This is a genomic window from Sphingobium sp. Leaf26 (assembly GCF_001421665.1).
In the GTDB taxonomy this organism is placed as follows: Bacteria; Pseudomonadota; Alphaproteobacteria; order Sphingomonadales; family Sphingomonadaceae; genus Sphingobium.
The window spans coordinates 803,011-828,820 of the sequence record NZ_LMKV01000001.1; the positions used below are offsets into that span (position 1 = coordinate 803,011).

A 25,810-nucleotide genomic window follows, 5' to 3' on the forward strand; every position below is an offset into this window, starting at 1 on the left:
CAGCACAAACGAACGCAGAAAAGCGCCCGATCCATGATCGGGCGCTTTTCTGCGTTACAAGACCTGCCCCGGAGGAGCAGCGCCCGCTTTTAGCCCTGGCGGGCCTTGAAACGGCGGTTGGTCTTGTTGATGACATAGGTGCGGCCGCGACGACGGATCACGCGGTTGTCCCGGTGGCGTCCCTTGAGCGACTTGAGCGAGTTGCGGATCTTCATGGCTAACGGCCCTTGATAGAATCTGGATTTGTACGAAAATGGAAGCGCAGCCCCTATGGGTGGGCCGGGCCAAAGTCAAGGGCGACAACCGCTCTTTTGACTCTGTTCATCCTCCATGCAGCCAGTTCATGGCTTGGGACGTTGGAAGGAATTGTCGTCCCCATACCGTCTATAGCATGACATAATAGCCGAATGCCCGTTGGAGTTGAACCCATGTCGAAGCGCCTTCTTTTCCTTGCCGCCATCGCCCTCCCCCTCGGCGCCTGTGCGACGGCCGCGCCGCGCGTCGAGGTGACGCGATTCCATACCGGCAACCCGGCCCAGTCCGGCACCGTCGCGGTCGAGGAAATGCCCGGCAATCCCGACATCAGCCTGGAATTTCGCACCTATGCTGACGCGGTGTCGCAGGAATTTCAGCGCGTGGGCTTCACCACAGCGGGCGAAGGCGCACAGAGCGACTATGTCGCACTGGTCAGCTTCAACCGCACCTTCCGTCCGTCCGGCCCGGACCGCAGCAGCGACAAGCCGGTCAGCGTCGGCATGAGCGGCGGCATCGGCAGCGGCGGCGGGCGGCGGGGTGGCACCTTCGGGGGGCTCGGCCTTGGCGTGGGCATCAACCTGTCGGGCAAGCCCAAGGATATCGTGACCACGGAACTGCATGTGCAATTGCGCCGCCGCTCCGATTCGACCGCCATCTGGGAAGGCCGGGCCTCGACCCAGGCGAAGCAGGGATCGCCCGCCGCCCAGCCCGCCGCTGCCGCGCAGAAACTGGCAGCTTCCTTGATCGGGGGCTATCCCGGTGAATCGGGGCGCACTATAATGGTCAAATGACCATCAGCATCTCCAGCGGCTTCGACAGCGGCAATATTCGCACCCTTTCCATCACCGACTCTCCCGCCGGCGTCCGCGCCGAACTGGAAATCGTGACGGACCATCAGAGCGATTTCTATCAGTGGTTCCATTTCCGCGTCGCCAACGCGGCAGGGCGCGCGGTGGAACTGGCCATCGTCAATTGCGGCCAGTCCGCCTATCCCGACGGGTGGGCCGGCTACAGCGCGCGTGTGAGCGAGGACCGCGAGAATTGGCTGCTGGCCGACACCAGCTATGCCGACGGCACGCTGACGATCCGGCTGGAGCCGGACAGCAATGCCGTCTGGATCGCCTATTTCGCGCCCTATTCGATGGAGCGCCATCATGACCTGATCGCCTGGGCTGCGAGCCAGCCGGGCGTCGAGCACCGCGAACTGGGGCTGACGCTGGACGGCCAGCCGCTCGACCTGCTGACCATCGGCGAAGGCCCCAGGCAGGTATGGCTCTATGCCCGCCAGCATCCGGGTGAATCGATGGCGGAATGGTGGATGGAAGGCGCGCTGGAGCGGCTGACCGACGAGGAGGATGCCGTCGCCCGCCTGCTGCGGCAGAAGGCGACGATCCACCTCGTCCCCAACATGAACCCGGATGGCAGCCGTCGCGGCCATTTGCGCACCAATGCAGTGGGCGTGAACCTGAACCGCGAATGGCATGAGCCGACCGCGACACGCAGCCCCGAAGTGCTGCTGGTTCGCAATGCGATGGACGAGACGGGCGTAGATTTCGCCATGGACGTGCATGGTGACGAAGCGATCCCCGCCGTGTTCATCGCCGGATTCGAAGGCATCCCCTCGATTACGGAAAAGCAGGTCCAGCTCTACCATCGCTATCGCGACACGCTGGCCGCGCGTACGCCCGATTTCCAGACGCGGCTTGGCTATCCGGTGGCGGGCGCGGGCAAGGCAAACCTGTCCATGTCCACCAACCAGGTCGCCGAGCGATTCGGCGCGGTGGCGATGACCCTGGAAATGCCGTTCAAGGACAATGACGATCTGCCCGACGCCGATTTCGGCTGGTCCCCCGCCCGCTCCATCCAGCTTGGCAAGGATTGCCTGGCCGTGCTGGCGGAGATGGTCGAGGATATTTGATCGATTTTGCCTGCGTCATGCCGGCAGAGGCTGGCATGACGCAGGGTTTCACTGCCACTTGAAGGGCAGCGGCGCCTCCCGAAAGGCGAAGCGGTCGAGATGGTCGGCGACCACCTGCTTGAACGTCTCGGCATCCGCGTCGGCGTTCGGCTCCAGCGTTACGACCAGCGTGTCCGCTGTCGCTTCCATGCGGATCGGTCCCATGGGGAAGGCGATCTCACCCTTCTCCGCATCGAAGCTCGTCTCGAACTTGTGGCTCCAATGCTTGCACAGTTGCTGAAGATAGCGGCTGCCGCTGGTGGTCGGGACGGTGGCGGTCAGGGTCATGGGTTCAGAGCCTTTCGATCTTGGCGACGGTTTCGTCGATCAGGGCGGCGACGTCGAACATTGTTTCGTTATCCGCCCCTTCCTTTTCAAGCCGTTGCTGGATGGCAAAACGCAGATTGTGCATCGCGCGGCGCACCGGGCCACCATCGACCCGTTCTGCCTTCTGCGCCATGGACGCCAGCCGCTCCAGCGCCAGGTCCAGCGCAGCCTTGCGCTCTTCGATCTGCGCACGGCCCGCGTCGGTAATCGCGAAGCGCTTGCGGCTGCCTTCGCTCGGTTCTTCGGCGATCAGGTCCATGTCCGACAACAGGGTCAGCGTCGGATAGACGACGCCGGGGCTGGGCGCATAGGCTTCGCCCGACAGCGCCTCGATCGCGCGGATCAGTTCATAGCCATGGCGCGGCTCATCGGCGATCAGCTTCAGCAGGATCAGCCGCAGCGTCTCATTGTCGAACAGGCGCCGACGACCGCCGCCGCCGCCGCGCCCACCGCGACCGCCACCGCGTGGGCCATCTTCACCAAAGGGATCGCCGCCACCGAACGGACCGCCATGGCCACGGCCGAAGCCGCCGGGGAAAGCGAAGCGATCATGTCCATGCAGACCGCGGTGATGGCCGCCATGGCGGCCGTGAAAATTGTAGTTGCGCATCATTTGCTCTTTCATATGTGTCATGATGCTTTGCGATATATCTTTAAAATTCCCATCGTCAAGAGTTACGATACATCTTAAGTGTATAAAAATATCTTAGAGCGTGAAAAAATCGATCGGCGCGTGCCGGTCCAGCGTGCGGCTCTGATCCTCCAGCGGATATTTCAGGCCACTGGCGCAGTTGAACAACACGGCCCGCTCGTCCCGGCCGATCAGCCCCTCATCCAGCGCGCGTTGATAGGCAGCCAGCGTCGCCCCACCCTCCGGACAGAGCAGCAAGCCGTCGTCGCGCGCCACATCGCGCACCGCCTCCGCAATCGCCGCGTCCGACACGGCCAGCGCCGAGCCGTCGCTTTCCCGCACTGCGCGCAGGATCAGGAAATCGCCGACTGCCTTGGGTACGCGAATGCCCATGGCGATGGTCTGCGCATCCTCCCAGCGCTCGGCAAATTCGACGCCCTGCTCGAACGCGCGAACCATCGGCGCGCAACCTTCCGCCTGTACCGCGAACATCCTGGGCCGCTTCGATCCGATGAAGCCGATCTTCTCCAGTTCGTCGAACGCCTTCCACATGCCGATCAGGCCGGTACCGCCGCCGGTGGGGTAGAAGATCGCGTCGGGCAATTCCCAGCCAAGCTGTTCGGCCAGTTCCAGCCCCATCGTCTTCTTACCCTCGATCCGATAGGGCTCTTTCAACGTGGAGAAATCGAACCAGCCGCGTTCCTTGACACCCTGCCCTACGATCGCGCCGCAATCGTCGATATAGCCGTTGACGCGATAGACCCGCGCACCCTGTGCAGCGATCTCGCGCACATTCACTTCGGGCGTATCGGCAGGGCAAAAGACGATCGCCTCCATGCCCGCAACGGCGGCATAGGCGGCCAGCGCAGCGCCGGCATTGCCATTGGTCGGCATCGCCACCTGGGTCACGCCCAGTTCCCTGGCCATCGACACGGCCATGACGAGGCCGCGCGCCTTGAACGACGCGGTCGGCAACCGCCCCTCATCCTTGGCCAGCAAATGCGCACCACCCAGACGCGCCGCCGTGCGCGGCAACGGGATCAGCGGCGTCGCATTCTCGCCAAGGCTCACGATGTTGGCCGTCTGCCGCACCGGCAGCAATTCACGCCAGCGCCACAGGTCCATCGGCCGGGCCGCCAGCGCGTCCTTGGTCAGCGTGGCCCGCACGCCGTCCAGATCATAGCGCACCAGGAGCGGCTTCCCCGCCGCCGACAACCCATGCAACCGGTCCGCCTCATAGCGCTCGCCGGTCAGCGAACATTCGAGATGGGTGACGAAGGTCGGACGGTCGGTGGTGAGGTTGAGATCGTGGCGCACAAATCATCTCCGTTCGCCCTGAGCCTGTCGAAGGGCTTCTCTTCTTCAGGAAAAGAAAGGGCTTCGACAGGCTCAGCCCGAACGGATCGAAATATTAGTCCGGCTTCTTCGCCACGCTGACCATGGCGGGGCGCAGCAGGCGGTCCTTGATCATGTAGCCCGCCTGCATTTCGACCAGCACGGTGCCCGGTTCGGCGTCGGCCGAGGGAATTTCCATCACCGCCTGATGCTTGTTGGGGTCGAGCGGCTGGCCGACCGACTCCAGTTTGGTCACGCCATTGCGGCCGAATACGCTGTCCAGTTCGCGGCCGGTGGCTTCCAGGCCCACGACCAGCGACTTGAACTTCTCATCCTCGCGCAGATCAGCGGGGATCGCGGCCAGCGCCCGGCTCAGATTGTCGGCGACCGACAGGATATCGCGCGCAAAAGCGGTCGACGCATAGGAACGGGCGTCGGCCAGCTCCTTTTCCAGCCGGCGGCGCACATTCTGCGTGTCGGCATGGGCGTAGAGAATATCCTGCTTCGCGGTGGCGAGTTCCGCCTCCAGAGCGGCGATCGTATCCGCTGCGGCGTCTCCGGCGGGCACCGCATCCTCCGGCAGCGCGTCCACGATTTCGGTGTTTTCGATAGTGTCTTTGTTCTCGGTCATCTCATCAATCTCGACAGCGTCTGTGCAGTGAAGTCCACCATGGGGATCACCCGCGCATAGTTCAAGCGCGTGGGGCCGATCACGCCGACCACGCCGACGACCCGGCCGTCCGCGCCACGGTAGGGCGCGGCTATGACCGAAGACCCCGACAGGGAAAAGAGCTTGTTTTCCGAACCGATGAAGATTTTAGTCGCGCTGCCCGCCAGAGCGCCGCGCAGCAGGTCCAATATTTCCTGCTTGCCCTCCAGTTGTTCCAGCAATTGCCGGGCGCGCTCCAGGTCGGCTGCGGCGCCATCGTCCAGCAGATACGACTGGCCGCGCACGATCAGCACCGGCCGGTCGTCGGCATCATGCGACCAGATGGCCAAGCCCCGCGCCGCCAGATCGCGCGCGCTGTTGTCGAGCGCGTGCCGCTCCGCCTCCATCTCCCGCGCCAGCGCCTCGCCCGCCTGCCGCAGGGTCAGGCCGCCAAAGCGCGCCGACATGAAATTCGCCGCTTCGTTGAGCGCGATCGGGCTGACGCCTTCGGGAAGGTTCAGCACGCGATTTTCGACCGACCCGTCCTGCCCCACCAGCACCGCCAGCGCCTGGCGGGCATTCAGCGGCACGAATCCGAACTGACGCAACACCGGCTCGCGCTTGGGCACCATGACGATGCCGGCGCAGGCGGAAAGGCCAGACAGTGTCGCGGTGGCGGCGGACAGCGCTTCTTCGATCGGCCCGCTTTCGGATATGCCGGCCTCGATCGCGCGCCGCTCCTCCGGCGAGGGTTCGGCCGCCTGCATCATGCCATCGACGAACAGCCGCAGCCCCGTCTCGGTCGGCATTCGCCCGGCCGAGGTATGCGGCGCGGCGAGCAGGCCCAGTTCCTCCAGATCCTGCATGACGTTGCGGATCGATGCGGGCGAGAGGCTGAGCGACGCCATCTTGCTGATGGTGCGCGATCCCACCGGCATGCCCGTGCCCAGATAGCTTTCCACCACCAGGCGAAAGACATCCCGCGCGCGATCGTTCAATTCGGATATGGGCGTGACCGACATGCGCCTTATCTAGGCAAGACGGCGGGCAGGCTCAAGGCCGCAGGCAGAATCAGGGTGCGACTGCCTTGGGATTCAGCATATGCTGCACATCCAATATCCTGGGCACCGACGCGATCGCCACGCGCAGCTTGCCATAAAGCGGGTCCATGCAACCGGACTGAAAATCCAGCCGCGTCGGCTGCTGCCCCGGCCGGCTCCATTCGACGCTATAGCCGGGCATGTCCGTAGCGAAACGGGTGCAGCTTTTCTGGTCGATCTTCTGCGTCGTGCCGGCAGCCGGCCGATGCGGCGCGAGCGTCGTCAGCAATTTGCGATATTGAATGCGGCTGATGGTGAAGCGGGTCGGCCCCGGCACCGACGTAAAGCGTTCCGGCGTCAGCAGGCCCGCGCCATCGGGCGACACCTGCACCGTATAGGCCGGGCAGGCGCCGAAACAGCGTCCGGCGGTGAAGCGGATCACATCGCCCGGCGCCTTGGGCGGCTCCAGCCCTTCCTGCTCCGCCATGCACCCCGTCAATGCCAACAGCCCGGCTGCGACCCAGATTTTTATCGTCATAACCCCTCATATCGTCCAAATTGCGGTCTGGACACTGGCAAGTCGTTCCATCGACCGCTAAGCGGCGCTTTAAGTGCGCCGTTGGGCGCATTGGCGGCGCCCGCTGCCCCTCGAACGCTTCGGAGTAGAAATTATGCGTCCTTCCGGCCGCGCGCCCGACCAGATGCGCGATATCACCATGGAACCCGGCTTCACCATCCACGCGGAAGGGTCGTGCCTCATCAGCTTCGGCGACACGCGCGTGCTGTGCACCGCCTCGATCGAGGAAAAGGTACCCCCCTTCCTGCGCGGCAAGGGGTCGGGCTGGGTCACGGCCGAATATGGCATGCTGCCCCGCGCCACCCACACCCGCGGCAGTCGTGAAGCGGCCAAGGGCAAGCAATCGGGCCGCACCCAGGAAATCCAGCGCCTGATCGGCCGCTCGTTGCGCACGGTCGTCGATCTCAAGAAGCTGGGCGAACGGCAGATCGTGATCGACTGCGACGTGATCCAGGCCGATGGCGGCACGCGGACGGCGGCTATTTCAGGTAGCTGGGTCGCGCTGCGCATCGCCGTCGACAAGCTGCTGGCATCGGGCGCGTTGACGCAAGACCCGATCATCCAGAAGGTCGCGGCGATCAGCTGCGGCATCTATAACGGCACCCCCGTCCTCGACCTCGACTATGCCGAGGACAGCAATGCCGAAACCGACGCCAACCTGATCCTGACCGGCGACGGCAAGTTCGCCGAAGTGCAGGCGACGGCTGAGGGCGCGGCCTATGACGAGGAAGAGCTGCTCCGCCTGCTCCGCCTCGCCCGCATCGGCTGCGCGAAGATCTTCGCCGCGCAGGATGTGGCAACCGGGCGTTAAGCCAGACACAAAACACCGTCATGCCAGCGAAGGTCGTTGAGAGGCACGTGACTCTCAACGACATCTCCCTTTTCTTTTGTTCGCGTGAAGCAGAAGAAGAAGTGGGATTCCAGCCTTCGCTGGGATGACGGAAAATAAGGCAGGGTAGGGCGAGATGAGCGACAATTTCGGACAGGAACAGGCGATCCGCAAGCTGAAGCCGGGCAAGCTGGTGATCGCCAGCCACAATCCCGGCAAGGTGCGCGAAATCGCCGCCTTGCTCGGCCCGTTCGGGATCGAGCCTATTTCCGCCGCGTCGCTGGACCTGCCCGAACCCGAAGAGACCGGCACCACCTTCATCGCCAATGCGGAATTGAAGGCGATGCAGGCGGCGGACCTGTCCGGCCTGCCCGCCCTCGCCGACGACAGCGGCCTGTGCGTCGAGGCGCTGGGCGGCGACCCCGGCCTGTTTTCGGCGCGCTGGGCCGGCCCGACCAAGGATTTCGGCATGGCCATGCAACTGGTGTGGGACGGCGTGCAGGCCAAGGGACCGGACGCCAGCCACAGCGCCCACTTCATCTGCGCCCTCGCCCTCGCCTGGCCAGATGGTCATGTCGAAGCGTTCGAGGGGCGGATCGACGGCACGCTAGTCTGGCCGCCGCGCGGGCAGAATGGCTTCGGCTATGACGCCATGTTCCAGCCCCTGGACCATGATATCAGCTTCGGGGAAATGGACCCGGACGCCAAACATGCCATGAGCCACCGCGCCAGGGCGTTCGAGCAATTGGTCGCAGCGGTCATCTGACCGCTCACCCCGCCGGCACCGCCTTCAGCTTCGCCTGCCCGATATGCCAGCGTAGCTGGGCGGCCGTGGCGCCATCGACGTCGTTGACGCGGCGCACCACATAATCACCGACGAACCGCTGGCGCGTACCGTCCTGTAGCTGCGAATCGATCGTCACCGGCACCGTCTGGTAGATCGAACCCGCCCCGCCATCGCCCGGCTCCAACTTGCTGCCGATCGTCACCCGCGTCGATCGGGTGCCGGCAAAGCCCGACTGGAACTGGTCGAAACTCTGGCCCGGCCGGCCATCCTCCCCCCATTGCGCCCAGGCCGTGCCATAGTCGCGCGCGTTGAGCGCCGAATAATAACGCTGCACCACCGCGACCGCCGCCGCCATGCTCTTGGGCGCCGGATCGCATCCCTGCATCGGCTCGCCCTTGCCATCGAACAGGGCACAACTGCGCGCAATCTCATCCTCGATCATGGCGCAACTATTGGCGGCATTGCAGGGCGGCCGCGTGGCAGGCGACACGTTGCGGCATACGGCAACGCGCCTGGCTGCCGCTGCCGATCCGATATCGGCGGCGCAGGACAGCGGCTCAACGCTCGCACCATCGGTGGCTGGCACGGCATCCGCCATCGGGCTTTGCGCCACGCTCTCATTCCCCGACGCATCGGCCACCGGAGCGGTAATCATGTTGCCAGCCGCATCCTCCGCCTTGCGCTCCGGCTGCGACGGCGCTCCGCAGGCCACGAGCGACAGCAGCGCGCTACCCGCAATCCATGCCAATGCCCTACGGTGCATCCTCTTCTCCTTTAGCAACCTCATCTGCTGAATGCGCGCCAGCGGTAGAAATATCCATCCCTACCCGGCTCGCCCGGATGGCACCCCGCGCAAAAAGCCTCTAAGGGCTGGCCGCGCCATGTCGTCCCACATCCTCCCAACCTCGCCGGCGATCACCGATGCCCAGGCCCTCTATATCCACTGGCCCTTCTGCATCTCCAAATGCCCCTATTGCGACTTCAACAGCCATGTCCGCGACGGCGTGGACATTCCGGCATGGGAAGCCGCGCTGCTGGCGGACATGGCGCATGAGGCAGCGCTGACACCGGACCGGCCGCTCTCCTCCATCTTCTTCGGCGGCGGCACTCCGTCGCTGATGCCGCCCGCGCTGGTCGAAACGCTGATCGGCGCGGCGCAGCGTCATTGGGGCTTCACCCTGGACATAGAGATCACGCTGGAGGCCAATCCCAATTCGGTCGAGGCCGCGCGTTTTTCCGACCTAGCCATCGCGGGGGTCAACCGCACCTCGCTCGGCCTACAAGCGCTCGACAATCAGGCGCTGCATTTCCTGGGCCGCGCCCATGACGTAGCGGAGGGGCTGGCCGCATTAGACACCGCGCAGCGTGTGTTCGATCGGGTGAGTTTCGACCTGATCTACGCCCGTCCCGATCAGAGCGAAGGCGATTGGGAGGCGGAACTGACGCGCGCCCTCTCCTTCGGCACCGGCCATTTGTCGCTCTACCAACTCACGATCGAGCCGGGCACCCGCTTCGCCACGCTGGTGGCGCAAGGCAAGCTGACGCCCGCCGATCCCGATCATGGCGCCACACTCTATGAGCTGACGCAGGCGATGACCGGCGCGGCGGGCATCCCCGCCTACGAAATCAGCAACCATGCCCGGCCGGGGCAGCAAAGCCGCCATAATCTCGTCTACTGGCGCTATGGTGATTATGCCGGGATCGGACCTGGGGCGCATGGGCGGCGCGGCGGGATGGCGACGCTGCGCCACAAGAAGCCGGAAAACTGGATGGGTGCGGTGTCCCGCAACGGCCATGGCATCCAGAGCGAAGAGCCACTGTTACCCGAAGATCGTGCCCGTGAAGCATTGCTGATGGGGTTGCGGCTGGGCGAAGGGGTAGATCTGGCCCGGATCGCCGCCCGGTCCGGCATCAGGGCGGATCGTCTGGTGGACGAACGGGCGATTGCCCAACTGACCGACCTTGGCCTTATCCGCCTGACGGGCGACCATTTGCAGGTGGCGCCGGCGGGTATGCTCCTGCTCGACGCCATCCTGCCCGAAGTGGTGGCGGTTTAAGGCCGGCCGGTCGGATTTCGAGCGCCCCTGCCACAGCATGAAAGGCCGTTCGCCCCGAGCCTGTCGAAGAACTGTTCCGCTTCAACATCGTAAAGAAGAACAGGGCTTCGACAGGCCCAGGGCGAACGGATGTTATCCTAAATTCAGTCCTGCTCGCTGCGCAGTTCGGCGATGGATTCGTCCAGGTCGCGCAGCGCTTCGGCACGGGCGTCCCTGGGCATGGACCAGTTGTTGACGATCTGGGCGCGGCTGGCGCGCAGGCTGCTCAGCGCCGCGACATGGGCGCTGCGCCGGGCACGATCGGCGCGGGCCATGTCGGCATCGGCCAGACGGGCGGCGCGATCCGCCTGAACCCGCGCCCGCTCCGCCTGTGCGCGGCCACGTTCAGCCTGCGCGCGCCCGCGTTCGGCCTGCATCTGCGCCCGCTCCATCGTGCGGTCGATCACGTCCTGACAGATGCGCACCTTGATATGGCGGCGGCCATTGGCGTCGATGCTTTCGCTGCGGCTGGTCGTCTGGCCGCTACCGTCACATCCGTTGCGGACATCGACCACCGGCACCATGCGGGCAATCTCCGCCTCGGTCGGGATGCGGTGGGTTTCGACGCGACCGTCGGCATGGGTGACGGTAATCCGGCCCTTTTCGCTGCGCACGCTCGGCGGAGCCGGCGGTACGGGCGCGACCGGGGCGATCATGTCGGCGGCGGGCACCATCGGCGCGGGCGGAGCGATAGGCGCTGGCGAGGGCCATGCCTCATCGCCCGCCTGCACCGAGGAAAGGGCGGGGACAGCAGGCACCGCTGACACAGCGGGGACCGCCGCGATTTCGGCCGTCGACGGCACGGTCGCCACGGCCGGCTGCGACACCAGATCGGACAGTTTGGCGAAGTCGGCGCTCTCCACCTTGTCGGTGATCGCCGCCATCTGCTGTGCGGCGCGGCTGCCCGATGCGGTGAGCGCCAGGCCGGCGGCGGTGACGATCGCGACGGCGGCCATGCCCCAGCTGATGCGCTGAAGCGAAATGTCATGGTTGGACAGCATTTTCAGCCTCCCCTTGAGCGTGGTGATACGGGTAAGATGGCAGGCGCCGGCAAATTGCCGACCGCCGGCCGCCTTCAAAATGGCGCGACCATAGGCATGGGCCTGATCGCGGCCGTAAAGCGACAGGACGCGCGCGTCGCAGGCGGTTTCCTGATCGGCGCGATAGGCACGATAGGCGATCCAGGCGACCGGATTACACCAATGGACCGCCAGCAACAGCAGCGCGATCATGTTGGCGGCCAGATCGCGCCGCTCATGATGCGCCCGTTCGTGGGCGATCGCCATATCCTGCTCCTGCGCGTCATAGCGCAGGGCGAAATCGGCAGGCAGCACGATGTACGGCCGCAGCACACCGAAGGCGAGCGGACCGGACGCATGCGGGCTGGAAATGAGGCGGATGCGCCCTTCCTCCCCGATCGGGGTAGCGCCATCCAGCATATGGCGGCGGAAACGGATGTAGCCTACCGCCTGCACGATCAGGAAAGCGATCATGCCGACAAACCAGAGCGACAGGCCCGCCTCCAGCCAAGGGAAGGCCGTGGGCATAGTCGTGACCGGAGCCGCGGGCGTCACGGCCAGCAGGTCGGACAGGCCCGCCTGATCCACCGCCAGATGCAACGGCGAAGGATCGATGTCGCAGGGCAAAGCCGGCATCACCATCCGCGCCAGCGGCAGCGCCCAGAGCAGATAGGCCGCCCCAGCCCCCAGCCAACGCGCCACCGGCCGCCGCAACATCATGACCAGCGCCATCAGCAAGGTGGTGGCGATCAGCGTTTCGGCCAACCAGACGTTCATGATTTCAGCCCCTTCAGGATGGCCTCAAGCTCGGCGATATCGTCCGCCGTCAATTGATCCTGTTGCGCCAACTGGGCGACCAGCGGCGATATGCGCCCGCCAAACAACCGGTTCACGAGACGCCCGCCTTCGCCCGCGACATAATCGTCACGGGCCACCATCGGACGATAGAGAAAGCGGCGGCCATCCTGGTCGGCGGCAATGACATCCTTGGCCATCAGTCGCGACAATAATGTCTTGACCGTTTGCAGGCTCCAGTCGCGATCGGTGGCAACGCGGTCGGCAACGTCGTTGGCGGTCTGCGGCGCGGCTTCCCACAGCGCCTCCATCACCACCAGTTCCGCTTCGCTGATTTTCTCGCTCACGTCTTCTCGCTTACTGGCCGGATACCCGACTCGATGTTTAACAACCACAGATGTAATCGCATTGATTACAGATGTAGTCAATGGTCGTTCGCAGGTGAGCCGTTCATAGGCTTCATGTTGAAAAAGCCGGAAAATGTCGGAAATTTTGACAGATGGCGCGGCGGGAATCAGCGCGTTAACCTTTGGAACCCGCAGCTTCCCGCGATCGCCCCAATTTGGCACGGCCATTGCGACTTTAGTCGCGTTCCCACCGTTCAACTACCGGGGGATGCAGGCATGTCTCCGCCAAGCATCCCCCACCCGGTGGCCCCTCCCAACATCTCCACGACGACACGACAGGCGAACCGCATACTTATCTCGCGAGACTCTCGCGAAGCGTCATCGGCGCGCCATCTGCGCAACAGGTACATGGCAACCGCGCGTCGTGAGAACTAAAGCGACACGCACGCTTCCGTTCGTAACGGGCTGCGGGCCATCTGCGAATGGAGATCACTGCTGACGACAAGAAGCGGGCTTTAATGCTTGGCGCGCTTCGCCAGACTTTGTATCTTTGGTCAACTATGCTGACATTAACCATCGCTTTGCTAATCGCCAGCCATGACGCGGCGCCTTTCCCCGAGCAAATGCCCGGACTAATGGCAGCGTGTCTGAACGCCGCGGTCGCAGCAGGAGATGTGACCGACACAGAAGACAGCCACAAATATATCTGCGCTGGCGACACGGCCGCTCGGCTCTGGGCATTTCTGGAACGCTCAGAGATCGATCCCTATGAGCAGGACACACCCCAAGGTCGTTGGCTCAGCCGTGAGTTTCCACTCGGCGGCTGCTTCAAGCGGGTGCGACTGCCGAATGGAGAACGGGCAAGCGAAGGATTGTCATGTACGATTTGGGTGCCGCGCCTGGTTGCTGACACCACCGTTACCCAACCCTGACGCTCACGATCTTTTCGCGCAGTCGAAAAGCAGTCCTTCCGCTCCCCATCCAAGCCGCAACAAAAAAGGCGGCCCTTGCGGACCGCCTTCCCTATTGCCAATCAACCCGCGCTCAGTTGGCGGCGGCGACGCCCTGGTCGGCCATAAGCTGGCTCAGCTCACCCGCCTCATACATTTCCATCATGATGTCGCTGCCGCCGACGAACTCACCCTTCACATAAAGCTGGGGGATGGTCGGCCAGTCGGAGAAGGCCTTGATGCCCTGACGCACGCCCTGATCCTGCAAAACGTCGACCGTTTCATAGGTCACGCCCAGATGTTCCAGGATGGCGATGGCCCGACTGGAAAAGCCACACTGGGGAAAAAGCGGCGTACCCTTCATGAAGAGCACCACATCGCTGCCCTTGACGATCTCGGCGATCCGCTGCTGCACGGCGTCGGTCATGTGAAAATTTCCATTCCTGTCTGGCGTCCATCCGATGGACGCTAATCTCTGGTCCGTTAGTTGGGAACGGCGGTGGTCAGTTGCAAGGCGTGCAGCACGCCTCCCATGCGTCCGCCCAGCGCGGCATAGACGGCGCGCTGCTGCGCCACCCGGCTCATGCCCCGGAAACTTTCCGCCACGACCTTCGCCGCATAATGATCGCCATCACCGGCCAGGTCGGTAATCTCGACCTGCGCGTCCGGGATGGCTGCACGGATCATGTCCGCAATATCGTCGGCCGCCATCGGCATCGTCGCGTGATCCTTACTGGACTTCGATGAACATGCGGCGGGCGATCACCGCCTGCTCGTCCAGCGCGGTGCGCACCCCGGCTTCGTCGATCTCGATCCCGGCCGAGGTCATGTCGCCCAACAGCTTGCGAATGACATCCTCGTCGCCGGCTTCCTCGAAATCGGCCTGCACCACCGCTTTGGCATAGGCGTCCGTCTCTTCCGGCGTCAGGCCCATCTTGACCGCAGCCCATTCACCCAGCAGCCGATTCCGGCGCGCCTGGATGCGGAACTCCAGTTCCTGGTCATGGGCGAACTTGTTTTCGAACGCCTGTTCGCGATCATCGAAAGTGGTCATGCGTCTATGCCCCGTTCAAAGCAGTATAAGATAGGATAGATAGGCAGAAGCGGTGAATTACGCAACGGCAGCGGGGACGATCCATGGCCGGTCCTGCGCTTGCCTGGCTTCATAGCCGTCGATCACATCGCCCTGATCCAGCGTCAGGCCGATCTCGTCCAGACCGCCGAGCAGACAATGTTTGCGGAAAGGGTCTATCTCGAAAGTGAAGCGATCCTGAAACTGCGTCGTGACCGTCTGCGATTCCAGATCGACATGGATCGGGTCCGGGGTTCCATTGATGCCTTGAGCAACTTCCAGCAGCCGATCGACCGCGTCCTGCGGCAACACCACGGTCAATATCCCGTTCTTGAACGCATTGCCGGAAAAGATGTCGGAAAAGCTGGGCGCGATCACCACCTTGATGCCCAGGTCGCCGAGCGCCCAGGCGGCATGTTCGCGGCTGGACCCGCAACCGAAATTGTCGCCCGCGATCAGGATCGGGCTGCCGGCATAGTCGGGATCGTCAAAGACGTTGCCCGGCTCCTTGCGCAGAACCTCGAACGCGCCCTTGCCCAGGCCATTGCGCGAGATGGTTTTCAGCCAATGCGCGGGGATGACGATGTCGGTGTCGACATTCTTCATCCCGAACGGATAGGCCCGGCCGTCGACGGTCGTCAGCTTGTCCATCAGTGAACCTTCTTCGCCTGCACTTTTTCAGGCTGGCCTGCGGGCGTGTCTTCGGCGCGGCCCAAACTCGCGGCCATCGCCGCGCTCGCCAGTGCGCCCAGCGTCAGCAGCCAGAAAATCTTCTTCATGCGACCACACCTTCTTCATTGTTCAGCAATTCACGCACATCGGTCAGCCGGCCGGTGATGGCCGCCGCCGCCGCCATTTCGGGCGACACCAGATGGGTGCGCGATCCCGGTCCCTGACGCCCCATGAAATTACGGTTGCTGGTCGATGCGCAGCGTTCGCCCGCCGGCACCTTGTCCGGGTTCATGCCCAGACAGGCCGAACAGCCCGGCTCGCGCCATTCGAACCCGGCGTCGAGGAAGATACGGTCCAGCCCTTCGGATTCGGCCTGTTGCTTGACGAGTCCCGAACCCGGCACGACCATCGCATGCTTGATGCCGGCCGCGATATGCCGCCCCTTGAGCAGCGAGGCGGCGGCGCGCAGATCCTCGATCCGGCTGTTGGTGCAACTGCCTATGAAGACATGCTCGATGGCGACGTCGGCCATTTTCTGGCCAGCGGTCAGGCCCATATAGTCGAGCGACTTCTGTGCGGCGGCCTGCTTGGACGGGTCGGCGAAGCTCTGCGGATCGGGCACCACGCCGGTCACGGCCACGACGTCTTCCGGGCTGGTGCCCCAGGTGACGTTGGGCACGATGTCGGCGGCGTCGATCACCACCGTCTTGTCGAACACGGCGCCCTCATCGGTGACGAGCGTCTTCCACCAGGCCACCGCCGCGTCGAAGTCTGCGCCCTTGGGCGCCATCGGGCGACCCTTGATATAGGCGAAGGTCTTCTCGTCCGGGGCGAACAGGCCGGACCGCGCGCCCGCCTCGATCGACATGTTGGCGACGGTCAGCCGCCCCTCGATCGACATGTCGCGGAACACGGAACCGCAATATTCCATGACATAGCCAGTCCCGCCGGCCGTGCCGATGGTGCCGCAGATCGCCAGCGCGACATCCTTGGGCGTGACGCCGGGGGCCAGCACGCCATCGACCACGACTGCCATCGTCTTCGATTGCTTGAGCAACAGCGTCTGCGTGGCCAGCACATGTTCCACCTCGGACGTGCCGATGCCGAAGGCCAGCGCGCCCAAAGCCCCATGCGAAGACGTATGGCTGTCGCCGCAGACCAGCGTAGTACCAGGCAAGGTGAAGCCCTGTTCCGGGCCGACGACATGGACGATGCCCTGCTCCAGATCCGCGTCGCCGATCAGGCGCACGCCGAATTCGGGCGCATTGCGCTCCAGCGCGGCAAGCTGCTGTGCGCTCTCCGGGTCGGCGATCGAGATGCGCTTGCCATCCGCGTCGCGACGCGGCGTGGTGGGCAGGTTGTGATCCGGCACCGCCAGGGTCAGATCGGGCCGTCGCACTTTTCGTCCAGCGAGACGAAGGCCCTCGAACGCCTGCGGGCTCGTCACTTCATGGACGAGATGGCGGTCGATATAGATGAGGCAGGTGCCATCGGGACGCCGTTCGACAACGTGCGCGTCCCAGATCTTTTCGTAGAGGGTGCGTGGTTTAACCATAGTCCTCACCCCCTAGACCCGTCACGGCGATCGGGAAAGGGGGCGAGCGACCGAAATACCCTGTTTTCCCGTCAGGCGGGCAAGAATGTTACACCGCCCGATGGTCTGCGATGATCCTGCCCGCAGCGCCGATCTCTGCCTCATGGCTGTCTTCGCGCCAGGTTTCGGCCAGCGCCTCCTGCTCCCACTGCACCATCGCCGGATGGGCGAGCATATGATCGACCCACACCTGCGCGATCGGGCCGACGTCCAGCCCATAGGTGCGCACGCGGAATGCCACCGGAGCGTAGAAGGCGTCGATCGCGGTAAAGACCTTGCCCGCAAGGAACGGCCCGCCGAAGCGATCCAGCCCCTGCTCCCACACTTCGCGCAGCCGGGCGATGTCCTTGTCGAGCGCGGACGAGTGCATGTGCGGCTCGACCCGGACACCGACATTCATGGTGCAATCATTGCGCAAAGTAGCGAAGCCGCTGTGCATTTCGGCCGTAGCGCATTGGGCGAAGGCGCGCGCAGCCTCGTCCGCCGGCCAGACGCCGGGATGACGGTCCGCCAGATAGAGGATGATGCCGAGCGAATCCCATACGGTGCGCTCTTCGCCATTGGCCCCGTCGATCAGCGCGGGCACCTGCCCCGTCGGCGAAAAGCTGCGGAAAGCGGCATAGTTGTTGGCCAACGCGAACGGCTCGATCCGGTCCTCGAACGGGATGCCCAGCGCCGTCATCAGCACCCAGGGGCGCAGCGACCAACTGCTGTAGTTCCGGTTGGCGGTGATCAGCGTGTAGGACATCGGTTTTCCTCCGGTTTAGGCACGCGCGCCATATCGCAGGAAGAAACGGCGGGACAGCCGCAACGATCCATGATGCTCACAAGCTGGGCTTATGGGAACTTCGCTCGGACCAGCCGATAGGATCTCACCCTAGCCAAGCTGTTGAACAACCGTCAAAAGAGCGCATCGCGGGCAGCGCCCCCTTGCCGCCCCTCCCCCCATGATGGAGTCCCCTGTCGTGAACCGACGCCAATTTCTCGCCACCAGCGGCGCAACCGCCCTTGTTGCCGCCACCCCCGACGCCTTTGCCCAGTCCGGCAGCGCCGACGCCCGATTCCGCGCGATGCTGGACGATTTCTTCTACGGGCGCCTCGCCGAGTCCCCGGAAAGCGCGACCCGCCTCGGCCTCGACACCGGCGCGCGGGCGGCGCTGCGCGGCAAGCTCTCCGACACCAGTGCGGCCGGCGCAGCCAGGGATCTCGCCCGCACCAAGGCGCAGGCCAGGCAACTCGCCAGCGTCGATCGCGCCAGTCTCAGCCCCGCCAGCCAGCTCGACTATGACGTCGTCGCCTATCAGATGGACCGCGCCGTGGGCGGCGAACGCTTCGGCTATGGCGAAACGGCGGGCCGCTACGCCCCCTATATCCTCAGCCAGCTTACCGGCAGCTATCGCGAAGTCCCCGACTTCCTCGATTCGCAGCACCGCGTGAAGGATGCGGCGGACGCCGACGCCTATCTGTCGCGTCTGGAAGCCTTCCCCGCCGCCATGGACGGTGAACTGGCCCGGCAGAAAGCGGATGCGGCCAAGGGCGTGTTCGCGCCCGACTATATTCTCGACACGACCATGAAGATGCAGGCCGCGCTGCGCGACCAGCCCGCCGCGCAGACCGTACTGGTCGCATCCTTCGTGAAAAAGCTGGCCGCCGCCGGCCTGCCGCCCGAACGCGCCGCACAGGCGGAAAAGATCGTCGCGGAGAAGATCTTCCCGGCCGTCGATCGCCAGCGCGAACTCGTTGCACAGTTGCGCGCCAAGGCCAGCCATGACGCCGGCTGCTGGCGCCTGCCCGATGGCGAGGCCTTCTATGCCGCCGCCGCCGAAGCCGCGACCACGACCAAGCTGACCGGCGATGAAATCCATCGGATGGGCCTCGATCAGGTTGCCGACATCTCTGCCCGCATCGACGCGATCCTCAAAGGTCAGGGGATGAGCCAGGGCAGCGTCGGCGACCGTCTGGTCGCGCTCAACAAGCGCCCCGACCAGCTTTATCCCAACACCGATCCGGGCCGCGAGGCGCTGCTGGCGCAGCTCAATACCCAGATCAAAGCGATGCAGGAGCGGCTCGGCGAAGCGTTCAACACCGTGCCCAAAGCGCCGGTGGAGGTCCGCCGCGTGCCGGTGACGATTCAGGCGGGGGCGCCGGGCGGCTATTATCAGAACGCCTCGCTCGACGGGTCGCGCCCGGCCATCTATTTCATCAACCTGCGCGATACGTTCGACCGGCCGAAATTCGGACTTGCGACACTGACCCATCATGAAGCGGTGCCGGGGCATCATCTTCAGGTGACGGTCGCGCTGGAATCCGACTCCATCCCCATGATCCGCCGTCGCGGCTTCTACAGCGGCTATTCGGAAGGCTGGGCGCTCTATTCGGAGCAACTGGCCGACGAAATGGGCATGTATGAAGGCGATCCGCTGGGTCAGGTCGGCTATCTGCAATCGCTGCTGTTCCGCGCCACCCGTCTGGTGGTGGACAGCGGCATGCACGCCAAGCGCTGGAGCCGGGAAAAGGCGACCGATTATCTGATCGCCACCACCGGCATCGCGCGCGGCCGCAGCCAGGGCGAGATCGACCGCTATACCGTCTGGCCGGGGCAAGCGTGCAGCTACAAGATCGGCCACACCGTCTGGCACGACCTGCGCGAGCAGGTGAAGGCGGCGCAGGGTGACAAATTCGACTTGAAGCAGTTCCACGAGGTGCTGACGCTGGGCGCGATGCCGCTCGACATATTGAAGCAGGCCGTGCGGCAGCGGGCGGGGATCGCCTGACCGGTCCTCGTCATTGCGAGCGCAGCGAAGCAATCTACCGGCGCTCCCATGGATTGCTTCGCCAAGCTCGCAATGACGGGCCTATAAAAAAACGACCAGGCGGTGCCCCGCCGAGTCGTCCAGTTTCTTCCACCCAAATCGCGGGCCGCTCTGCACACGCCCGCGAACTGGCTCTGTTCACGGCCATGGCCGCAAAGCTCGTCGGCTATCAAATTCCCACTATTTCTCAGGCCGCAAACTGATTCATCGTGTTGTGCGCGCCGCCGGCCTTCAGCGCGGCTTCCCCGGCGAAATAATCCTTATGATCGTCGCCAATGTCGCTTCCCGACATATTCTGATGCTTTACGCAGGCGATGCCCTGACGGATTTCCTTGCGCTGCACACCCTCGACATAGCCCAACATGCCAGCCGCGCCGAAATAGTCCTTCGCAAGGTTATCGGTGCTGAGCGCTGCGGTATGATAGGTCGGCAGCGTGATGAGGTGATGGAAAATCCCGGCGCGCGCCGCCGCATCCCTCTGGAAGGTGCGGATCTTCTCATCGGCCTCAAGACCCAGATCGGTCGCGTCATAATCGGCGCTCATCAGCTTCGCGCGGTCATAGGCGCTGACATCCTTGCCCGCCTCTGCCCAGGCATCATACACCTGCTGACGGAAGTTCAGCGTCCAGTTGAAGCTGGGGGAATTATTATAGACCAGCTTGGCGTTAGGCACGACTTCGCGAATCCGGTCGACCATCGACGCGATCTGCTCGATATGCGGCTTTTCCGTCTCGATCCACAGCAGGTCCGCGCCATTCTGGAGCGACGTGATGCAATCGAGCACGCAACGATCCGCCCCGGTGCCTTCGCGGAACTGGAACAGGTTGCTGGGCAGACGCTTGGGCCGCAACAGCTTGCCGTCGCGGTTCAGGATGACGTCGCCATTCTTCGCCGTCGCCGGGTCGATCTCCTCGCAATCGAGGAAGCTGTTATACTGGTCGCCGATATCGCCCGGTTCCTTGCTGACCGCGATCTGCTTGGTCAAACCCGCGCCCAGCGAGTCCGTCCGGGTGACGATGATGCCATCATCGACGCCCAGTTCCAGGAAGGCGTAGCGGCACGCCCGGACCTTCGCCAGAAAGTCCTCATGCGGCACCGTGACCTTGCCGTCCTGATGCCCGCACTGCTTTTCGTCCGAAACCTGGTTCTCGATCTGGAGCGCGCAGGCCCCCGCCTCGATCATTTTCTTCGCCAACAGATAGGTGGCTTCCGCATTGCCGAAGCCCGCGTCGATGTCCGCGATGATCGGCACGACATGGGTTTCATAATTATCGATGGCGTGGGTCAGGCGCTGCGCCTCGACCGCGTTGCCCGTCTCACGCGCCTTGTCGAGATCGCGGAACAACATCCCCAATTCGCGGGCATCGGCCTGCTTCAGGAAGGTGTAGAGTTCCTCGATCAGCGCGGGAACGCTGGTCTTTTCGTGCATCGACTGGTCGGGCAGCGGCCCAAAATCGCTGCGCAGCGCCGCGACCATCCACCCGGACAGGTACAGATATTTTCCCTTGGTCGTGCCGAAATGCTTCTTGATCGCGATCAACTTCTGCTGGCCGATGAAGCCGTGCCAGCAACCCAGCGACTGGGTGTAGTTGGCCGGATCGAGGTCATAGGCGGCCATGTCGCGGCGCATGATGCCAGCGGTATATTTGGCGATGTCGAGGCCGGTGTTGAAGCGGTTCTGGAGCTTCATGCGGGCGACGGATTCGGCGTTGATGCCGTCCCAGGTGCCGGGGTGGCTGCCGATCAGGGTCCGCGCCTTCGCGATATTGTCTTGGTAGGTCATGGGCCTTGTCCTCAGTGCGGGTGAGCTGTTGCACCCGGCCTAGTCCCCCTTGTTGCAGTGCGGCAGTCCTCCTGAAGTTCAGTTGTCGATCTTTACAAAAATCTGCTGTAAAGTTGTAACGCCTGCACAGGAGTCGAATGTCATGGCCAAGGATCGTCCCGTCTATATGGGGCCGCGCCTGCGGCGGCTGCGGCGCGACCTGGGCCTGACGCAAGCGGACATGGCCGCCGACCTCGACATTTCCGCCAGCTATGTCGCGCTGCTCGAACGCAACCAGCGGCCGCTGACCGCCGACATGCTGCTGCGGCTGGCGCGGACGTACAAACTCGACATGGCGGAGGTGGCGGGCGACGGCGGCGCGGAACAAACGGCGCGGTTGCAGGCGGTGCTGAAAGACCCGATGTTCGCCGACATCGACTTGCCCACGCTCGCCACAGGCGACGTCGCGGTCAATTATCCCGGCATCACCGAAGCGCTGCTGCGCCTCTACACCAGCTATCGCGAAGAGCATCTGGCGCTAGCGGATCGCGGCGCGGGTTCCGGGCCGGCCGAAGACATCGCCGATCCCGTCGCAGAATCGCGCCGCTTCCTCGCCGCCCGTCGCAACAGCTTCCCGCTGCTGGACGATGCGGCGGAAAGGCTGGCGGCGGAAGCGGAATCCGAAGGCGGCCTCACCGCCTGGCTCAAGGCAAAGCATAATCTGCGCGTCCGCCGCCTGCCGTCGGACGTGATGGCCGGGTCCATGCGCCGTCTCGACCGGCATCGCGACGCGGTGCTGCTGGACGATGCGCTCGACGGGGCCAGTTCGCAATTCCAACTGGCGCTCCAGATCGCCTATCTGGACCTGCGCAAAAGCTTCGACGCGATCCTGAAAGACGGCCAGTTCGCCCATGAAAGCGGCCGCCGCCTCGCCCGCCGCGCGCTCGCCAGCTACGCCGCTGCCGCCATCCTGATGCCCTATACCGCCTTCGCCAAAGCCGTCGAGGCGCGCCGCTATGATGTCGAAGCGCTGGCCCGGCAGTTCGGCACCAGTTTCGAACAGACCGCCCATCGCCTCACCACCCTGCAAAAGCCGGGGCAGGAGCGCGTCCCCTTCTTCTTCCTGCGGGTCGATCCCGCCGGCAATGTCAGCAAGCGTCTCGATGGCGCAGGCTTCCCTTTCGCCCGGCATGGCGGCTCCTGCCCGCTCTGGTCGGTGCATCGCGTGTTCGAAACCCCGCGCGAAGTGGTGACGCAATGGCTGGAACTGCCCGACGGCCAGCGCTTCTTCTCGATCGCGCGCACGGTGACGGCGGGCGGCGGAGGCTGGGGCGCCCCGAAGGTAGAGCGCGCCATCGCACTCTGCTGCGCGGCGGACCATGCGCACCGGCTGATCTACACGCAGGGTGCGCCCGCGCCAGAGCCGACCTCGATCGGCGTCACCTGTCGCCTCTGCCACCGCGCCCAGTGCATGGCCCGATCCGCCCCGCCGATCGGTCGTGACATGCTGCCCGACGATTATCGCCGCACCCGCGCGCCCTTCGGTTTCGCCGATGGTTAACGGCTTTTTAGGTCGCCCGCGCGAAACAGGGGCATGACCGCCAATCGCCCCCGGATCGCCGCGACGCTCATCATGCGGAACGAGGCGCGCTGCATCGCCCGCTGCCTCGACAGCGTGCGGCCCCATGTCGACGCCATGGTCGTGCTGGACACCGGATCGACCGACGACAGCGTCGCGATCGCCCGGCAATGCGGTGCGCAGGTCCATCATCTCGACTGGCCCGGCGATTTTTCCGCCGCGCGCAATCATGTGCTGGCGCTGGCCGATGCCGACTGGACTCTGGTGATCGACGCAGACGAATGGATCGCACAAGGCGGCGAGACAGTGCGCGACTGGTGCGACGGACCACCCCGGCTCGGCGCGCTGTGCATCCGCAGCAGCTTCGACCTGCCGCAGCAGGCCGGCCCTGCCCTGCCCTCGACCCGGAGCTGGATCGCCCGACTGCTGCCGCGCGGCGTCCGCTATGCCGGGCGCATCCACGAACAGCCGGTATCAGACCTGCCAGTGGAACGGACCACCCTCATCCTCGATCATGACGGCTATGAGGATGCGCAGGCGGCGGGCAAGCGCGACCGCAACACGCCAATGTTGCTGGCGGCATTGCAGGGCGATCCCGAAAACCCTTATCTCCTCTACCAATTGGGCAAGGAGGCGGAGACGGCCCGCGACTATGGCAGGGCGGCGGACTGGTATGATCAGGCCAGCGCCCGCACCCCCGACGGCGCACCCTGGACCCACGGGCTGCTGATCCGCCGGCTCCATTGCCTCGGCCAGTCGGGCGCATCGGCGAAAGCCATCGCCATCGCCGGGCAGCAGATGGCCCATTGGCAGGAGTCGCCCGATTTCTTCTTCGTGCTCGGCAATCTGGCGATGGACCGGGCACTGGCGGAGCCTGCCTCTGCGCTCACCGAATGGCTGCCGCTGGCGGCCACGGCATGGGAACGCTGTCTGGAGATTGGCGAGCGCCCCGATCTGGACGGATCGGTCGAGGGGCGCGGCAGCCATCTGGCACGGCATAATCTGGACGTCATCCGCCAGCAACTCGCGCTGCTGGGCGGGTAATTACTCCTCGATGAGGTCCAGATAGGCGACCACATCATTGTCGGTCGCCAGATACAGCCCGTCCTGCACATCTTCCGGCTGCTGCTCGGCCACGCGCAGCGCCTCGCTCAGGGGGCCGTACAGGATTGTCATGGCCGCGCCATCGTCGCCCAGATGATAGAGGCGGACGGTCGCACTGTCATAGGTGGTTCGCATGTCGTCGCCCTACCACAACGCTGTGCCTAAGTCAGCGCCGGTCCTTGACCTTCATGCTGGGCGCCAGTTCGTTCGCCCCGATCCGCACCGCATCGTCGGTAAAATTGGCGACGAAGGTGGAACCGCGCTCCAGACCCGGCACGAAACCCGCCTTGTTCCCCTCGATCACGAGGCCCGCGCTCGAATGTTCACGACCTTCGGGCGCGACGGTGATGAAGGCGGACCAGTTATCCTTGTCCTTGCCCTGCACCATTTCATTGCCCGTGATCGTGCCGGTCGCGCCATTGGACAGGTCGATCATATAATTGGTCAGGCGCCCGCCGCTATCGTCAAAGCTGTTGCCGCTGATGGTGACGCGGGCGGTCCGGGTTTTCAGATAATGGCCGCCATCACCCTGGTCGAAGCGGCTGTTCGTGACGGACAGGCTGGCGAGCCGGCCGATATAGATGCCATGCGCGCAGTCGAGATCGCGATCGCACCGGCCCAGCTTGCGGAAGGTCGACTTGTCGATCACCACCTGCCCGCCGTCATAATCGCCGGTCAGGATGCCTTCCTCGCTGTTGCGGAACAGGCTGTTGCGCACGGTGAGATTCCCGCTTTCCAGCCGGATGCCCGCACCATTGCCGTCAGGCACGCGGATATTCTGGAAGATGATGCCGTCCACCGTACTGGCCCGGCCGCGCAGCACCAGCGCGCCCTTGCCCTCGCACGGTACCCCGTCGAAAATCACCGTGCCGGGTGTGACCGCGCGAATGGTCACGTCGCCACCCTGCTGCACGCCGCACTGATGATAGCTGCCGGGCGCCACCACCACCGTACCACGCCGGTCGCCGATCGCGGCCAGCGCATCGCCGATGGAGGCAAAGCCCTGCCCCGTCTCGGCGACGGTGAAGGGCGCGGCATTGCCCTGCGCCAGCGCGGTCGAAGCGATGGCGGCAGAGACGAGGAGGCTGGTGGACATAATGCGCATGCGGGGCAGGCTATAGCGCCCGCCCCGATGGGCCAATGGCCCGGCCGGACCCAATATCCCACTGCCCCATAAAGGGACGGACCGGGCTTCTGCGGTTAACCGTGGAACCTCACTCCCACTTGGCGGTCGCCTTCTGCGTCTTGGCGTTCCAGAAAATCTGGATCTTGCTGATCGTGCAAAGGTCGAAATTGGTCCAATAGGCCTCGTCGCCGTCGGTGAAGATCACCTTCAGGTCGTAATTGCAGATGGCGTTCTTGGCCTTGAAGGTGATGGGCACGGAATGCGCATCTTCCAGCACCTCGTCCTCCATCACGTCGTCGCCCCAATTTTTGGCCTTGGCAGGCGAGACATAGACTTCGGAAATATCGTAACCGGTCTTGTTGAACAGCGTGAAGTCCTGATCCCCGGCGAACGCAGGCGCAGCAAAAGACAGGGCGCAGGCGCCCAGAATAACGGCAATGGCTTTCATGAATTTTCCCCCCGATCCGGCAGGTTGCCGGCTCGGCGCGGAGATA

At 64.4% G+C, this 25,810-nt stretch carries 30 protein-coding genes; 9 read left to right on the top strand and 21 right to left on the bottom strand.

The window, feature by feature from the left end; all coding sequences use genetic code 11:
- Positions 1–89 precede the first annotated feature (89 nt).
- Positions 90–215, bottom strand: a complete 126-nt coding sequence (ykgO, locus tag ASE85_RS03905; RefSeq protein WP_004210176.1) for a type B 50S ribosomal protein L36 — start codon at positions 213–215, stop codon at positions 90–92.
- Positions 216–428: 213 nt separating this feature from the next.
- Here ykgO and ASE85_RS03910 point away from each other — a divergent pair, with 213 nt between their 5' ends.
- Positions 429–1,046, top strand: coding sequence for a hypothetical protein (locus ASE85_RS03910; protein WP_056683678.1), 618 nt, complete (start codon positions 429–431; stop codon positions 1,044–1,046).
- Positions 1,043–2,173, top strand: a complete 1,131-nt coding sequence (locus tag ASE85_RS03915) for a M14 family metallopeptidase (protein WP_056683681.1) — start codon at positions 1,043–1,045, stop codon at positions 2,171–2,173. The genes ASE85_RS03910 and ASE85_RS03915 overlap by 4 nt, the downstream gene beginning before the upstream one ends.
- Before the next feature lie 48 nt (positions 2,174–2,221).
- Here ASE85_RS03915 and ASE85_RS03920 read toward each other — a convergent pair whose 3' ends face one another.
- The 6 genes from ASE85_RS03920 to ASE85_RS03945 form a co-directional block, all read right to left on the bottom strand.
- Positions 2,222–2,500: a DUF2218 domain-containing protein gene (locus tag ASE85_RS03920; RefSeq protein ID WP_056683685.1), complete on the bottom strand. Its 279-nt coding sequence runs from the start codon at positions 2,498–2,500 to the stop codon at positions 2,222–2,224.
- Between the two features lie 4 nt (positions 2,501–2,504).
- Entirely contained in the window at positions 2,505–3,152 is a 648-nt protein-coding gene (locus ASE85_RS03925) for a PadR family transcriptional regulator (RefSeq protein ID WP_056683688.1), read from the bottom strand.
- A gap of 93 nt (positions 3,153–3,245) precedes the next feature.
- Positions 3,246–4,487, bottom strand: a complete 1,242-nt coding sequence (locus ASE85_RS03930) for a threonine synthase (RefSeq protein ID WP_056683691.1) — start codon at positions 4,485–4,487, stop codon at positions 3,246–3,248.
- A 94-nt stretch (positions 4,488–4,581) separates the two neighbouring features.
- Entirely contained in the window at positions 4,582–5,136 is a 555-nt protein-coding gene (gene grpE / locus ASE85_RS03935; protein WP_056683694.1) for a nucleotide exchange factor GrpE, read from the bottom strand.
- Positions 5,133–6,176, bottom strand: a complete 1,044-nt coding sequence (gene hrcA / locus ASE85_RS03940) for a heat-inducible transcriptional repressor HrcA (RefSeq protein WP_056683697.1) — start codon at positions 6,174–6,176, stop codon at positions 5,133–5,135. Before hrcA ends, grpE begins: the two co-directional genes overlap by 4 nt.
- 49 nt (positions 6,177–6,225) lie before the next feature.
- On the bottom strand, positions 6,226–6,732 hold the full coding sequence (locus ASE85_RS03945; protein WP_056683700.1) for a DUF6438 domain-containing protein: 507 nt from the start codon (positions 6,730–6,732) through the stop codon (positions 6,226–6,228).
- A gap of 133 nt (positions 6,733–6,865) precedes the next feature.
- Here ASE85_RS03945 and rph point away from each other — a divergent pair, with 133 nt between their 5' ends.
- Positions 6,866–7,582 (top strand): ribonuclease PH, encoded by a 717-nt coding sequence (gene rph / locus ASE85_RS03950; protein WP_056683703.1) that lies wholly within the window; start codon positions 6,866–6,868, stop codon positions 7,580–7,582.
- A 154-nt stretch (positions 7,583–7,736) separates the two neighbouring features.
- Positions 7,737–8,366, top strand: coding sequence for an RdgB/HAM1 family non-canonical purine NTP pyrophosphatase (gene rdgB / locus ASE85_RS03955; RefSeq protein WP_056683706.1), 630 nt, complete (start codon positions 7,737–7,739; stop codon positions 8,364–8,366).
- A 4-nt stretch (positions 8,367–8,370) separates the two neighbouring features.
- On the opposite strand, the gene ASE85_RS03960 is transcribed toward rdgB, so the two are convergent.
- Entirely contained in the window at positions 8,371–9,150 is a 780-nt protein-coding gene (locus ASE85_RS03960; RefSeq protein ID WP_056683708.1) for a hypothetical protein, read from the bottom strand.
- A 118-nt stretch (positions 9,151–9,268) separates the two neighbouring features.
- On the opposite strand from ASE85_RS03960, the gene hemW reads away from it, so the two are divergent.
- Complete coding sequence (gene hemW / locus ASE85_RS03965; RefSeq protein ID WP_056683712.1) at positions 9,269–10,444, top strand: radical SAM family heme chaperone HemW; 1,176 nt, start codon at positions 9,269–9,271, stop codon at positions 10,442–10,444.
- Positions 10,445–10,587: 143 nt separating this feature from the next.
- Here the strand turns inward: hemW and ASE85_RS03970 are convergent, their stop codons facing one another.
- A complete protein-coding gene (locus tag ASE85_RS03970) occupies positions 10,588–12,279 on the bottom strand; it encodes a M56 family metallopeptidase (RefSeq protein WP_056683715.1) in 1,692 nt (563 codons plus the stop codon).
- Entirely contained in the window at positions 12,276–12,644 is a 369-nt protein-coding gene (locus tag ASE85_RS03975; protein WP_056683720.1) for a BlaI/MecI/CopY family transcriptional regulator, read from the bottom strand. The genes ASE85_RS03970 and ASE85_RS03975 overlap by 4 nt, the downstream gene beginning before the upstream one ends.
- A 482-nt stretch (positions 12,645–13,126) precedes the next feature.
- Between ASE85_RS03975 and ASE85_RS03980 the strand changes: the two genes are divergently transcribed.
- Entirely contained in the window at positions 13,127–13,576 is a 450-nt protein-coding gene (locus ASE85_RS03980) for a hypothetical protein (RefSeq protein ID WP_056683723.1), read from the top strand.
- 112 nt (positions 13,577–13,688) lie between these two features.
- Here ASE85_RS03980 and grxD read toward each other — a convergent pair whose 3' ends face one another.
- The 7 genes from grxD to ASE85_RS04010 all read right to left on the bottom strand — a co-directional run bounded on the left by grxD (position 13,689) and on the right by ASE85_RS04010 (position 17,680).
- A complete protein-coding gene (gene grxD, locus ASE85_RS03985) occupies positions 13,689–14,021 on the bottom strand; it encodes a Grx4 family monothiol glutaredoxin (protein ID WP_056683726.1) in 333 nt (110 codons plus the stop codon).
- A 56-nt stretch (positions 14,022–14,077) separates the two neighbouring features.
- Positions 14,078–14,311 (bottom strand): BolA/IbaG family iron-sulfur metabolism protein, encoded by a 234-nt coding sequence (locus ASE85_RS03990; RefSeq protein WP_056683730.1) that lies wholly within the window; start codon positions 14,309–14,311, stop codon positions 14,078–14,080.
- Positions 14,312–14,324: 13 nt separating this feature from the next.
- Positions 14,325–14,648 carry a DUF1476 domain-containing protein gene (locus ASE85_RS03995; protein ID WP_056683733.1) on the bottom strand — a complete coding sequence of 108 codons (324 nt, stop codon included), beginning with the start codon at positions 14,646–14,648 and terminating at the stop codon, positions 14,325–14,327.
- A gap of 57 nt (positions 14,649–14,705) precedes the next feature.
- Positions 14,706–15,317: a 3-isopropylmalate dehydratase small subunit gene (gene leuD, locus ASE85_RS04000; RefSeq protein ID WP_056683735.1), complete on the bottom strand. Its 612-nt coding sequence runs from the start codon at positions 15,315–15,317 to the stop codon at positions 14,706–14,708.
- The gene (locus ASE85_RS24175) at positions 15,317–15,445 is read right to left on the bottom strand and encodes a hypothetical protein (RefSeq protein ID WP_268795111.1); all 129 of its coding nucleotides are present in this window, start codon (positions 15,443–15,445) and stop codon (positions 15,317–15,319) included. The genes leuD and ASE85_RS24175 overlap by 1 nt, the downstream gene beginning before the upstream one ends.
- Positions 15,442–16,893: a 3-isopropylmalate dehydratase large subunit gene (leuC, locus tag ASE85_RS04005; protein ID WP_056683738.1), complete on the bottom strand. Its 1,452-nt coding sequence runs from the start codon at positions 16,891–16,893 to the stop codon at positions 15,442–15,444. Before leuC ends, ASE85_RS24175 begins: the two co-directional genes overlap by 4 nt.
- An 88-nt stretch (positions 16,894–16,981) precedes the next feature.
- The gene (locus tag ASE85_RS04010) at positions 16,982–17,680 is read right to left on the bottom strand and encodes a glutathione S-transferase family protein (RefSeq protein ID WP_056683742.1); all 699 of its coding nucleotides are present in this window, start codon (positions 17,678–17,680) and stop codon (positions 16,982–16,984) included.
- 217 nt (positions 17,681–17,897) lie between these two features.
- On the opposite strand from ASE85_RS04010, the gene ASE85_RS04015 reads away from it, so the two are divergent.
- The gene (locus ASE85_RS04015) at positions 17,898–19,706 is read left to right on the top strand and encodes a DUF885 domain-containing protein (protein ID WP_056684350.1); all 1,809 of its coding nucleotides are present in this window, start codon (positions 17,898–17,900) and stop codon (positions 19,704–19,706) included.
- Positions 19,707–19,932: 226 nt separating this feature from the next.
- On the opposite strand, the gene ASE85_RS04020 is transcribed toward ASE85_RS04015, so the two are convergent.
- Positions 19,933–21,528, bottom strand: a complete 1,596-nt coding sequence (locus tag ASE85_RS04020) for an isocitrate lyase (RefSeq protein ID WP_056683744.1) — start codon at positions 21,526–21,528, stop codon at positions 19,933–19,935.
- A 142-nt stretch (positions 21,529–21,670) separates the two neighbouring features.
- Here ASE85_RS04020 and ASE85_RS04025 point away from each other — a divergent pair, with 142 nt between their 5' ends.
- Both ASE85_RS04025 and ASE85_RS04030 read left to right on the top strand, forming a co-directional pair.
- Positions 21,671–23,068 (top strand): helix-turn-helix domain-containing protein, encoded by a 1,398-nt coding sequence (locus ASE85_RS04025; RefSeq protein ID WP_056683748.1) that lies wholly within the window; start codon positions 21,671–21,673, stop codon positions 23,066–23,068.
- Positions 23,069–23,101: 33 nt separating this feature from the next.
- Complete coding sequence (locus ASE85_RS04030; RefSeq protein WP_056683750.1) at positions 23,102–24,130, top strand: tetratricopeptide repeat-containing glycosyltransferase family 2 protein; 1,029 nt, start codon at positions 23,102–23,104, stop codon at positions 24,128–24,130.
- Here ASE85_RS04030 and ASE85_RS04035 read toward each other — a convergent pair whose 3' ends face one another.
- The 3 genes from ASE85_RS04035 to ASE85_RS04045 all read right to left on the bottom strand — a co-directional run bounded on the left by ASE85_RS04035 (position 24,131) and on the right by ASE85_RS04045 (position 25,764).
- Positions 24,131–24,325: a hypothetical protein gene (locus ASE85_RS04035; protein WP_056683753.1), complete on the bottom strand. Its 195-nt coding sequence runs from the start codon at positions 24,323–24,325 to the stop codon at positions 24,131–24,133.
- 31 nt (positions 24,326–24,356) lie between these two features.
- A complete protein-coding gene (locus ASE85_RS04040; RefSeq protein WP_056684354.1) occupies positions 24,357–25,295 on the bottom strand; it encodes a right-handed parallel beta-helix repeat-containing protein in 939 nt (312 codons plus the stop codon).
- A gap of 109 nt (positions 25,296–25,404) precedes the next feature.
- Positions 25,405–25,764, bottom strand: a complete 360-nt coding sequence (locus ASE85_RS04045; RefSeq protein ID WP_056683756.1) for a hypothetical protein — start codon at positions 25,762–25,764, stop codon at positions 25,405–25,407.
- Positions 25,765–25,810: the final 46 nt, after the last annotated feature.